We start from the raw sequence: 12,002 nt of genomic DNA on the forward strand, positions 1-12,002 counted from the left end.
GGTGGTAGATGATATGGACCAGGCAATCCATGCCGGTGAGCTGAACGTGCCCGTGAAAGCTGGTGCTTTTAATAAGGAAATGGTCAAGGCCAATCTGGGACAAATATTGATGGGAGAAAAATGTGGCCGCCAATCACTTGGGGATATAACCGTATTTGATTCTACCGGAGTGGCCATTGAAGATATCGCAGTAGCCAAATGGCTGTATCAGAGGGCAAGTGATCTCGGAACCTTCCTGAGTCTGCCGTTGGTGGAGTAGGCTTCAGGACTGGGTTTTTTTAGAGGGTGTCTGCTTGGGGGCTTTGAGATTTACTTCCTCGGCAGAGAAGGGCGAATAACCCTGAATGATTTCATCTTCAGTAGTTATTACCAGTTTACCGCCGCACTGGGCACAGCTTTGGTGGCGGGCATTTAAAAGCGCCCATCCGTGATAATGCCCCCCGCACTTGGTACATACTGCTTCTGGTATTTGCATACTATTATATTACCATTAAGGTAGATATAACCTGTCAACTACTTTATAGTTACTATTTTAAGAAAATAGTAACTGTTATCCGGCAGTTGCTACTGCCAGGCACCATTTACGAAAGTGAGACCTGCCCAGTCACTGTCTTCGGGCATTTCGGCACTTGATATCAGCCCTTTTTCATCTAGAGTATATATACCGATAACCGCACCCATAATAAAATTATGAACTGGCAAGCTGACGGAAGGTGAACCGTAGGTAACACTGGAGGTATGGCCGGGTCCTACCGTGCCTCCGTCATTCAGGGTATTTGTTTTCACATCTACCATAGCGGACAGGACGGCCAGACGGACATTTGCCAGTTCGGTATTGGCTGACTCTACCTTGCCCTCGTGCATAAATTTGACTACATTGGGGATTACCACTCCTGCCAATGCTCCCAATATGGCTACAACTACCAGTATTTCAATGAGTGTAAAACCACTTTCACGCTTGAAAATGTTTAGCGGCATTTTCATAAATCTCCCCCTGTGCTTGCACCTGTCCACATTTATATCTCCAATAGTACTAAAATTTAGTCATCAGTTGCAATACCCTTTTATTAAAGTGACTGTCTTGCTGAAAATACCCGCTGGCTTTATACTTTAGCCATGCCTGAGCATAAAATATTGGTAGTTGAAGATGATGCCACTCTGCGGGAACTTTTGTGTTATAACCTTGCCAAAGAAGGGTATCAGCTGGAATGTGCTGAAGACGGGCTGAAGGCACTTAGTGTTTACCGCCTGTTTAAGCCGGCACTGGTTATACTGGATGTTATGATACCGGGTATAGACGGCTTTGAACTCTGCCGCCTTATCCGCGCCGAGAGCAGTGTTCCCATACTTATGCTGACTGCCCGTTCAAGTGAGGCGGACAAAGTAAACGGGCTGGAAGCGGGGGCGGATGATTATCTATCCAAACCCTTTGGCATGAAGGAACTGCTGGCCAGAATGAAAGCTCTCCTTCGCCGCAGCCAGATGCAGAACTCCCCGGCAGAGCCGGCAGGCGGGCTGAAGATAGGCGATTTGGAGATATTTATTGAACGCCATCTGGTAATACGGAACGGAGTTGCTCTGGATTTTTCCCCGAAAGAATTTGACCTGTTTAGCTTTTTAGTGCAGAACCGCTATCGGGTTTTCAGCCGGGAACAACTGCTGGAAAAGGTCTGGGGTTATGACTATCCCGGCGGTACCCGTACGGTGGATGTGCATATAAGCTGGCTTCGCCAGAAGATAGAGGCTGATCCCTCCAAACCCCGCCACCTGATAACTGTCAGGGGAACCGGCTACAAGTTTGAGGAGTAGATATGACCAGAAGCCTTAAATGGCGTTTGATAACTCTGTTCTGCCTGCTTATTGCCGGTTGTGTGGGTATACTGAGTATTTTTCTTTCCAATCATCTGGAAAATTCGTATATGGATAACCTGCAGTCACGCCTGATACAGGAGGTTACCCTGTTTTCGCGGGTAGTGCCTGAATATATCACCGAAAGCCCGGATAGTTTTGATGCCGGTGTAAAGAAACTTGGGGCTTCGCTGGATATAAGGCTGACCGTGATTGCCCTTGACGGACAGGTGCTGGCAGATTCACTCCAGTTGCCTTCGGAAATGGAAAACCACTCTACCAGAATTGAGTTTATTGATGCCCTTGCAAGCGGCATCGGCATAAGTATTCACCCGTCTGCCAGCCTGGGGTATGAAATGCTGTACGTGGCTACTCTGGTTAAAAGCGGCCAAGATGTGCTGGCGGTAGCGCGGGTGGCTTTGCCGGTGGAAGAGGTGTACGCTGCCGTACGGGAGGTAGACCGTACTATTCTGCTGGGTGCGGTAATAAGTATACTGGCGGCCGGTCTGCTGGCGGTTTGGGTAGCGGCCAGTGTTACCCGTCCGGTTAAGGAACTGACAGCTATTTCCAGACGTATTGCCCAAGGGCAAATGGATACCATTCAGATAGATGTAAGCGGCAAGGGGGAAATGGAAGAGCTGGCAAAGGCCTTTCGGCTGATGACTGAGCGCCTGCGTGACAGTATAAAAGCTGTCAGTTCGGAGCGTGACTATCTTTCGGCGGTACTGGAACGCATGGGTGACGGTATTTTCCTGCTGGACCGTGAGGGTTCAATAAACCTTTTAAATCACGCTTCTGAGCGAATATTCAAACTGGAAGCTGGCGGAGTAATAGGGCATAGCTTTGTGGAAGCGATACGTGACCATGAAATCAACGCTGTTTTTGAGCGTGCTAAATCCTCCGGCAAACAGGAGATGGGTTTTGTAGAGCTTACCGCAGGCAAGCGTTTTCTGGGCATTATTGCCACCCCTCTGGTCAGCCAGTCCGGTTATCTGGTGCTGGTGCAGGACCTTTCAGAGCTTCGGCGGCTGGAAAAGGTTAGACGGGATTTTGTAGCCAATATCTCCCACGAATTACGTACACCCATTACCTCTCTTAAACTGTTAACAGAAACCTTGCAGGAAGGGGCGGCATCTGACCCCGATGTGGCGGCCGGTTTTATTGATAAAATCCACCTTGAGGTAGATAAACTGGCCCAGCTGGTTACGGAATTAAGTGATCTCTCTGCTATAGAAAGCGGGCAGGCGGTTTTGAACCTCCAGCCGGGAGACATAAGAACGGCTATCAAACTGGCGGCTGAAAGGCTTAGTCCTCAGGCAGAACGGGCGGGCATAACCCTTGGGGTAGAGCTGCCTGAAACCCTGCCGCAGGTAAGACTGGACGAAAACAGGGTTGAGCAGGTACTGGTTAATCTGGTGCATAACGCTATCAAGTTTACTCCCAAAGGCGGAAAGATAAAGATTGGTGTCCGCACTCAGAGCCAAACACTGGTAGTATATGTAACTGACAGCGGCATAGGTATACCCGAAGATGATTTAACCCGGGTGTTTGAGCGTTTTTACAAGGTGGACAAATCCCGTTCCGGTGGGGGCACAGGTTTGGGGTTGGCTATTTCCAAGCATATTGTGCAGGCTCATGGCGGGAGTATTTGGGCAGAGAGCGTTTATGGCAAGGGAGCTACCTTTAGCTTTAGTTTGCCGCTAGCCTGAGGAATCCCTAAAACCCGGTAGCGCCAGCCAGTTTGAATAAAGCTGGCTTTTTTGTTTTCCGAAATAGTCCTCAGTATCTATTAACTAAGGGTATCCTGAAAATTTTACATAACCTTAACATGTTCTTTATATGGTCTTAATCTTTAAGCATTAAACTGATAGTGTGAATAAGGAAAGAGGAAATGAAACAAGAAAGGAGGTGAATATAATGGAAAGAATAACTTTAGCTCTGGTAGCCCATGATAACAAGAAGCAGGAAATGGTTGAACTGGTGAAGAAGCATGAAACAGACTTGGCAAGCCTTAATCTGGTAGCCACCCGCACCACCGGTAAGCTGATTCAGGCAAGCACAAGTCTGAATGTTACCCTGTTGCAAAGCGGCCCTCTGGGAGGTGACCAGCAGATTGGTGCCATGGTAGCCAGCGGGGTAGTAACCGCTATCATATTTCTTCGTGACCCCCTGACCGCCCAGCCCCATGAACCTGATATCTCCGCCCTGATGCGCGTGTGTGACGTACATAATGTACCCTTAGCTACCAACGTATCTACCGCTGAGGCTGTATTGCACCTTATATTCGAGCATCCGGAGGAACTTAAGGAGCATAGGCTGAAGAGCCAGCTTTTAAATAGTCTGAATAGCTGATATACAGGTTAGGCAAAGAAGTAAAAAGAAAAAGGAGAAAAATTGAACAAGATAGCAAGTAATAAAAAGATTATGTTGCCTGTAACCGCCATTATGCTGCTGGCACTGGGCGTGGCTGGTTGCGGTAATGATACCGACGATAACAACGATGACAATACCACCGCTCTTTCAGGGACTATCAACGAAGCTGGTTCTACCACAGTCCAGCCTCTGGCTGAAAAACTGGCAGCTGCTTTCACCGCCCTGAACCCGAATGTCAAAGTGGTAATTGGCGGCGGCGGTTCGTCAGTGGGCGTTAAGTCTGTAACTGAAGGCACTGTAGATATCGGTGCGGCTTCCCGTGACCTGAAGGATACCGAAACCGGTCTGACTAAATACCTTCTGGCCAAAGACGGTATTGCCATTGTGGTTCACCCTGATAATACCGCCGTTAATAACCTGACTATAGACCAAGTAAGGGATATCTTTTCAGGGGTTATTACCAACTGGAGCCAGGTAGGCGGCCCTGACAAGGCTATCCATGTAATGGCCCGTGAAGAGGGTTCGGGTACCCGGACTGCCTTTGAGGAATTGGTAATGGGTGCTGATGTGAGGATTGTAACCAATGCTGTTCTTCAGAACTCCAACGGGGCTCTTAAGACTGCCCTTTCCGGTGATAAAGATGCCATAGGCTTTATCTCCTTCGGCTACATAGATTCTGCTGTAAAAGCCCTGAGTATAAACGGCATCGCGGCCACCTCCGAGAATGGTAAAAACGGTACCTACCCCATAATCCGCCCGCTTTACTTCCTGACCAAGGGTACCACCAGCGAACTGGTGCAGGCCTTTATAGACTATTGCCTAAGTGATGCAGTCCAGCAGATAATAACCGAAGAGGGTTACTTATCCGTAAACTAAACCACGGCGGGTCAAATCAGATAGTCATGATGGGCAGAGACGAAAACTCTCTGCCCGGACTGGTTTAGGGAAAAATGTTACCGAGATATTTTACTGATAAACTGGCCAAATACGGGGTCTTCATCACCGCCCTTGTTTCCATACTGGTGCTGTTGGCCATCGCCATATTTATTATAAAAGGGGGGTTGCCTTTATTCGGTGAAGTAAATCCCCTGGATTTCCTTTTCGGACAGAGCTGGAGCCCTACCTACGGTGAATACGGCATACTATCCATGATAGTGGGTTCTTTACTGGTTACACTGGGCGCGATGGTGATTGCAGTGCCTCTGGGCATTGCCTGTGCTATTTTGCTGGCAGAGGTTGCACCCCGAAGGGTGCGGGATTTGCTGCGTCCGGCAGTTGAACTGTTGGTGGGTATTCCCTCGGTGGTTTACGGTCTGGTAGGCATAATGGTAATCGTGCCGGCCGTCAGAAATCTGGGGGGTACGGGTTATTCTATACTGGCGGCAGTGCTGGTGCTCTCAATTATGGTTTTGCCTACTATTATCAGCATATCCGAAGATAGTCTTAGGGCTGTCCCCCGCACTTACAGGGAAGGGTCTCTGGCGCTGGGCGCCAGCCACTGGCAGACTATCTGGCATGTACTTTTGCCGGCTGCCCGTTCAGGGGTGGGTGCAAGCATAGTTCTGGGTATGGGCAGAGCCATCGGCGAGACTATGGCCATGATTATGGTTATAGGCAATGCGGTTATTATCCCTTCCTCGCCTCTTGACCCTGCCAGAACTCTGACCGGCAATATTGCGGTGGAGATAAACTATGCGGCAGGTCTGCATGAAAATGCCCTGTTTGCTACCGGTCTGGTGCTGCTGATTTTAATACTTATATTAAACAGTCTGGCTACTCTGGTACTGAAGCGGGGGGAACAGCATGCTTAAATTTACCTCCCGCAGCACCCAGAAAGTGGCGTTTTCGCTGTTGTGGACGGCAGGCATTATCACCTTGCTTATTCTGCTGCTTATTATAGGTTACATTATTATAAGGGGCTTGCCCGGTTTCTCATGGGATTTTCTGTTTACTCCGCCGGCAGGCGGTCTGGCAGGTGACGGGGGTATTTCTTCGACTATTGTCACCACCCTGTATCTGGTAGGCCTGACTTTGCTGATACTGGTGCCGGTAGGTATCGGGGCGGCTATATATCTGGTGGAATATGCACCTGATAACCGCCTGACCCGTTTTATCCGTTACGGCGTTCAAACTTTGGCAGGTGTGCCCTCTATCCTGTTCGGCCTGTTCGGGTTTGCCCTGTTTGTCACGGTTCTCCACTTCCGGTTCTCCATACTTTCAGGTGCACTTACGCTGGCCTGCCTGCTGCTTCCGGTGCTTATCACGGCTACAGAAGAAGCTCTAAAGACAGTTCCCCGTTCCTACCGGGCAGGGGCTATGGCTCTTGGGGCTACCAAATGGCAGTCCATAACCCATGTAATACTGCCGGCAGCTTTGCCGGGTATTGCTACCGGGGTGATACTCTGTGCCGGGCGGGCTTTGGGTGAAACAGCCTGTTTATATGTGACTATGGGTGGCAGTGCCGCCATGCCGGATTCGCTTCTTTCGGGCGGGCGTTCACTGGCATTGCATGTGTTTTATCTGGCTACCGAGACTAATGCCATAGATAAGGCCATGGCCACCGCTGCAGTCTTGATAGTGATTATTGTGGGGCTGAATGCTTTAACCAATTTCATTTCCCGGCGTTTTCAGAAACGCATGAGCGGAGGAGTTTAAATGGACCCTAAAATAAAAATCCGCGGTGTTAACTTCTTCTATCACAAGCACCAGGTACTGAAAAATATAAATATGGACTTCCCCGAACGCCAGATAACCGCCATAATCGGCCCTTCAGGTTGCGGCAAGAGCACCCTTTTGCGGGCCCTCAACCGCATGAATGATATTGTCAGCGGGGCCAGACTGGAGGGTGCTGTACTGCTGGATAATGAAAATATCTACTCCCCCAATCTGGATGTGGTCAACCTCCGCAAGCGGGTGGGTATGGTTTTCCAGCAGCCCAACCCTTTTCCCAAGAGCATTTTTGATAATGTGGCTTTTGGTCCGCGTATGCTGGGCACTACTGCCCAGTCCCGTCTGGACGAGGTGGTAGAAAAAAGTCTGCGTCAGGCGGCTTTGTGGGACGAGGTCAAAGACAACCTGCATAAATCTGGTCTGGCCCTCTCCGGCGGGCAGCAGCAAAGGCTGTGTATTGCCAGAGTGTTGGCGATAGAGCCGGAGGTTATCCTGATGGATGAACCCTGCTCCGCCCTTGACCCGGTGAGCACTATGAGGATTGAAGAATTGATGCAGGAACTGAAGCAAAACTATACTATTGCTATAGTAACTCACAACATGCAGCAGGCCGCCCGCGCCTCGGACTGGACTGGCTTTCTGCTGACAGGCGACCTGGTGGAATACGGGCGGACGGGTGAGATTTTCTCCCGCCCCAGAGATAAACGCACTGAAGACTATATTACCGGACGTTTCGGTTAAAGGAGACAGATTATGCCGCGAATGGGATTTGACCGCCACCTGAAGGAACTTGAAAATGACTTATTGCTCCTTGGGAGTATGGTGGGTAAGGCTATTGACCGCTCCACTCAGGCTATGAAAGAGCGGGATATTGCGCTTGCCAAGCAGGTTATAGAAGAAGACAAACTGATAAACTGTAAACGTTTTGAGATTGAAGAAAAAAGTATAGAACTTATGGCTACCCAGCAACCCATGGCCCGTGACCTGCGGATAATAGTGGCGGTGCTTAATATGATAGTTGACCTTGAGCGGATTGGTGACCACGCTGCCGGCAACGCCAAAATTGTGCTTATGCTGGGCGAAGAACCCCCTTTAAAGCCGCTGGTGGATATACCCCGCATGGCGGTGAAGACTCAGGAGATGCTCAACCGGGCACTGGGGGCGTTTATCAACCGGGATAGTGCCGAAGCCATTAACGTGATAAATGACGATGACGAAGTAGATAATTTGTATGACCAGGTTTTCCGTGAACTTTTAGTGTTTATGGCCGAAGATCCCCACACCATTTCACGGGCTACCCGGCTTATCTGGGCAGCCCACAATCTGGAAAGGAGTGCTGACCGGGTGACCAATATATGCGAGAGAGTGCTTTTTGTGATTACCGGCAAATCAGAAGAGTTAGGTTCATCAAACTACTGATATGGAAAACAGACTACAGGTTTTGTTCGTATGTTTGCATAATGCCGGCCGTTCGCAGGCGGCTGAGGCTATCTTTAATAATCTCTCTGGGGGCAGGGTTGTAGCCATTTCAGCCGGTACTGAACCATCCTCCGCCCTTAACCCGGAGGTAGTGGCGGTGCTGAAGGAAGACGGCATAAATACAGACGGGCTTAAGCCCAAACTGCTTAGTCAGGACATGCTGGATAAGGCCAGCCGCATAATAAGTATGGGTTGTGATGTTACTTTGTCCTGCCCGGGGCATTTATACGGACAGGAAGATTGGGGCATAACTGATCCAAGGGGTAAAAATCTGGCAGAAGTCCGCCTGATAGTCGGTGGTATCCGCCAAAAAGTGGAAAACCTGCTGGCGGAGCTGGAAAAATCCGAGGGTTAACAGCTCTAATCCTGCATTATTACCGATAAGAGCCGTACCTGAATAGCACAGGGTTTACCTAGTCAGCAGGTAATTGCTGCGAAACAGGCCGCAGTACAAGGCGCGGTGTATCCAGCGCTTTTATATAGTAGCTTGTTACCATTCCGGAATATATTTTATATCATAGCCAAGGTATTCATGGTGGGGGATAGCCAGGGCTTGCATTGTGTGGTATTATATAAAAAGTACTAGTACCTTTCTTTTTACAATACGGCAATAGACCGCACATTTGGTCACTTGTTTACGAAGGGAATACGGTGCTTAATGGCAACCAGTTGCCTATTGTTTTATTAGTTTATAGCTATAATCATTATTATAATACAATAATTTGATATTGTTTGCCGTTATATGTTAGTATGTACAAGTCTTTTACGCCCCCTATTAAAATAACCGGAGTTACTTCAATATGGAAAGTATCTGGAAAGAAAAAGTAGACGGCGTCATTACCCAGAGCGGAAGCTCTCGGCTCTCTCTCCTTCCATGTTTGGAAGCGGTTCAGGAAGAGTGCGGCTACATACCCCACGAAGCTGTAAATTATTTGAGGGAATGCTTAAGCATTCCCTCAATTGATATTTACGGCATGATTACCTTCTATAGCCTGCTCTCTACTAACCAAAAGGGAAAGTACGTGATCCGCCTGTGTAATTCGCTACCCTGTTACCTGAACGGTACGGAAAACATTCTGGATACCCTGGTGGACAACCTGGGTATAGAACCGGGCCAAACCACTCTGGATCGACGTTTTACCCTGGAGCTGGTACCCTGTCTGGGATTATGTGACCAGTCACCGGCCATGGTAATTAACGGGGTGGTTTACGGTAAGCTGACTGCTCAGTTGGTAACCGAAGTCCTGGATGAATTGAGGACTTACTAAGATGAAAGACTTGAAGATTATTACCCGCCATCTGAACACTGCCAATTCAGCGGATATTGATGTCTATCTGGCTGACGGCGGCTACCAGGCCCTCAAGAAAGCTTTGTCTATGACCCCGGAGGAAGTGATTGCCGAGGTCAAACGCTCAAAGCTGGTGGGTCGGGGAGGGGCGGCTTTTCCCACCGGGCTCAAGTGGGAGCTTACCCGCAAGGAAAAGGCCAACCCGAAATATATTGTCTGCAATGCCAGCGAGGGCGAACCGGGCACTTTTAAAGACCGGTTAATACTCAAAAATGACCCCCATATGGTGCTGGAAGGTTTTATTATTGCCGCTTATGCGGTAGGTACCTCTCAGGGCTTTATTCACGCCCGCGAGGTTTATACCCAAGAGATAGAGCTTTTCCAAAAGGCCATAGACCAGGCAACCGAACGCGGTTTTCTGGGTCAGAATATCATGGGGAGCAATTTCTCGCTGGATATCCAGTTTTACAAAAGCGCCGGTGCGTACATCTGCGGTGAGGAAACCGCCCTGTTTGAGTCCCTTGAAGGGCACAGGGGCATTCCCGCCACTCGTCCGCCTTACCCGGTGCAGGTGGGGCTTATGGATAAACCCACCACCGTCAACAATGTTGAAACATTGTGCAATATTCCTGCCATTATAAATAACGGGGCAGACTGGTTTGCTTCAATCGGCCATCCGGACTATCCCGGTACCAAGCTCTTCTGCCTTTCCGGCAACGTGAAAAAGCCGGGTGTTTTTGAATTGCCACTGGGGACTAACCTTAAGGACTTGCTTGAGGCCGGGGGGGGCGTAGACGGTAAGTTCAAAGCGGTTTTACCGGGTGGCATATCTTCCAGCCTGCTTACCGAAACGGATATCAGTCTGGATTTCAAGACTCTGGCCAAGGCCGGTACTATGCTGGGTTCAGGTGCGGTTATTGTGATAAACTCTGATACCAGCATGGTAAATGTAGCGTCCAATGTCGCCCACTTCTTTGATGAAGAGGGTTGCGGCAAGTGTTCTATTTGCCGCGAAGGTACCCGCCGGGCGGCTGAAATCCTGAGCCGTTTTTCCCGCGGGCAGGGTAACCGCAACGAACTGGAGTGGTTACTGGAACTGCATGAGGTAATGAAAGACACCGCTTCCTGCGGTTTGGGACAGGTAGCCTTGAATGTGGCTGCCAGTGCCATACGTAACTTCAAGGGTGAATTCTTGGCGCAGGTGCGTAAGGAGGAAGGCGTATGGTTACGCTAAATATTGACAATAAGCAGGTAACCGTACCTGAGGGTACGACTATTTTGCAGGCCGCCAAAGAGGCCAATATCAATATCCCCCACCTGTGTTATTTTGAAGGCCTGAAAAGTTATAGCGGTTGCCGGGTATGTGTGGTGGAAATAGAGGGTGAACCCCGTCTGGCTACATCCTGCTCACGCAAGGTTGCCGAAGGCATGAAGGTGAATACCCATTCTGCCAGAGTCCGCCGCGCCCGGCGCACCATACTTGAAATCCTGCTGGCAAATCACCCGCAGGACTGTTTCAACTGTGAACGCAACCAGAACTGTGATTTACTGCGTCTGGCATTTGAATGCGGAGTTAAAAAGCTGCGCTTTGAAGAAAGCGAAAAACGGGTATTGCCTATAGATAATACCAGCCCCAGCATTATCCGTGACCCCAATAAATGTATTGCCTGCGGACGCTGTGTCCGCGTCTGCCACGATATACAAACAGTAAATGCCATCGGTTTTATAAATAAAGGCCCTGATACTATGGTGGCAACCTCCATGGATAGGGGTATGGGCAATGTGGCCTGTGCCAACTGCGGCCAGTGCATACTGGTTTGCCCGGTGGGTGCTATCAAGGAACGCTCGGCGGTAGATGCTGTCTGGGCGGCCATAGCAGACCCCGCCAAGCATGTAGTTGTTCAGGAAGCCCCTTCAATCCGGGTTTCTCTGGGTGAAGAGCTTGGCTTGCCTGCCGGCACATTGGTTGCCAAAAAGATGTATGCCGCTTTAAGGCGTCTGGGTTTTGATGCCGTATTTGATACCAATTTCACCGCTGACCTGACCATTTTGGAAGAGGGTTCGGAACTGGTGGAACGGGTTAAGGAGGGGGGAGTGCTTCCCCAGATAACCTCCTGCTGCCCGGGCTGGGTCAAGTTTATGGAACACTATTATCCTGAGCTTGCTCCCAATGTTTCCTCCGCCAAATCCCCCCAGCAGATGTTCGGGGCTGTTTGCAAGACCTATTATGCGGAAAAGGCAGGCATAGACCCCAAGACTATTGTCAATGTTTCGGTCATGCCTTGTACTGCCAAGAAGTTTGAGTGCCAGCGTCCCGAAATGAATGACAGCGGTTTTAAAGAC

The 12,002-nt window shown here is 49.6% G+C and carries 14 protein-coding genes and 1 pseudogene; 13 read left to right on the plus strand and 2 right to left on the minus strand.

What is annotated here, in order from left to right; genetic code table 11:
- A pseudogene (locus tag WC259_RS05770) lies at positions 1-259 on the plus strand (ornithine cyclodeaminase family protein); the annotation flags it as partial.
- A 3-nt stretch (positions 260-262) separates the two neighbouring features.
- Here WC259_RS05770 and WC259_RS05775 read toward each other — a convergent pair.
- A complete protein-coding gene (locus WC259_RS05775; protein ID WP_011308767.1) occupies positions 263-475 on the minus strand; it encodes a hypothetical protein in 213 nt (70 codons plus the stop codon).
- 89 nt (positions 476-564) lie between these two features.
- Complete coding sequence (locus WC259_RS05780) at positions 565-984, minus strand: type IV pilin protein (protein ID WP_015406789.1); 420 nt, start codon at positions 982-984, stop codon at positions 565-567.
- Between the two features lie 132 nt (positions 985-1,116).
- Here WC259_RS05780 and WC259_RS05785 point away from each other — a divergent pair, with 132 nt between their 5' ends.
- From WC259_RS05785 to WC259_RS05840, 12 genes are all read left to right on the plus strand, one after another.
- Positions 1,117-1,809 carry a response regulator transcription factor gene (locus WC259_RS05785; RefSeq protein WP_011308769.1) on the plus strand — a complete coding sequence of 231 codons (693 nt, stop codon included), beginning with the start codon at positions 1,117-1,119 and terminating at the stop codon, positions 1,807-1,809.
- Between the two features lie 2 nt (positions 1,810-1,811).
- Positions 1,812-3,557: an ATP-binding protein gene (locus WC259_RS05790; protein ID WP_078986746.1), complete on the plus strand. Its 1,746-nt coding sequence runs from the start codon at positions 1,812-1,814 to the stop codon at positions 3,555-3,557.
- Between the two features lie 208 nt (positions 3,558-3,765).
- Positions 3,766-4,200, plus strand: a complete 435-nt coding sequence (locus WC259_RS05795; protein ID WP_011308771.1) for a methylglyoxal synthase — start codon at positions 3,766-3,768, stop codon at positions 4,198-4,200.
- A 42-nt stretch (positions 4,201-4,242) separates the two neighbouring features.
- Entirely contained in the window at positions 4,243-5,097 is an 855-nt protein-coding gene (locus tag WC259_RS05800) for a phosphate ABC transporter substrate-binding protein (RefSeq protein WP_015406791.1), read from the plus strand.
- Between the two features lie 74 nt (positions 5,098-5,171).
- Positions 5,172-6,032, plus strand: a complete 861-nt coding sequence (gene pstC, locus WC259_RS05805) for a phosphate ABC transporter permease subunit PstC (protein WP_011308773.1) — start codon at positions 5,172-5,174, stop codon at positions 6,030-6,032.
- Positions 6,025-6,876, plus strand: a complete 852-nt coding sequence (gene pstA / locus WC259_RS05810; protein WP_011308774.1) for a phosphate ABC transporter permease PstA — start codon at positions 6,025-6,027, stop codon at positions 6,874-6,876. The genes pstC and pstA overlap by 8 nt, the downstream gene beginning before the upstream one ends.
- Positions 6,877-7,632, plus strand: coding sequence for a phosphate ABC transporter ATP-binding protein PstB (gene pstB, locus WC259_RS05815; RefSeq protein WP_015406792.1), 756 nt, complete (start codon positions 6,877-6,879; stop codon positions 7,630-7,632).
- Between the two features lie 12 nt (positions 7,633-7,644).
- Positions 7,645-8,310, plus strand: coding sequence for a phosphate signaling complex protein PhoU (gene phoU / locus WC259_RS05820; RefSeq protein ID WP_011308776.1), 666 nt, complete (start codon positions 7,645-7,647; stop codon positions 8,308-8,310).
- 1 nt (position 8,311) lies between these two features.
- A complete protein-coding gene (locus WC259_RS05825; protein ID WP_011308777.1) occupies positions 8,312-8,725 on the plus strand; it encodes a low molecular weight phosphatase family protein in 414 nt (137 codons plus the stop codon).
- A 445-nt stretch (positions 8,726-9,170) separates the two neighbouring features.
- Positions 9,171-9,638 (plus strand): NAD(P)H-dependent oxidoreductase subunit E, encoded by a 468-nt coding sequence (locus WC259_RS05830; protein ID WP_011308778.1) that lies wholly within the window; start codon positions 9,171-9,173, stop codon positions 9,636-9,638.
- Position 9,639: 1 nt separating this feature from the next.
- Entirely contained in the window at positions 9,640-10,893 is a 1,254-nt protein-coding gene (locus WC259_RS05835; protein WP_011308779.1) for an NADH-quinone oxidoreductase subunit F, read from the plus strand.
- Positions 10,881-12,002 (plus strand): [Fe-Fe] hydrogenase large subunit C-terminal domain-containing protein (locus tag WC259_RS05840; protein ID WP_372643558.1); only part of this gene is annotated, 1,122 nt, incomplete at its 3' end. The genes WC259_RS05835 and WC259_RS05840, both read left to right, overlap by 13 nt.

Origin of the sequence: Dehalococcoides sp. (assembly GCF_041654235.1) — a bacterium.
Taxonomy (GTDB): Bacteria; Chloroflexota; Dehalococcoidia; order Dehalococcoidales; family Dehalococcoidaceae; genus Dehalococcoides; species Dehalococcoides mccartyi_B.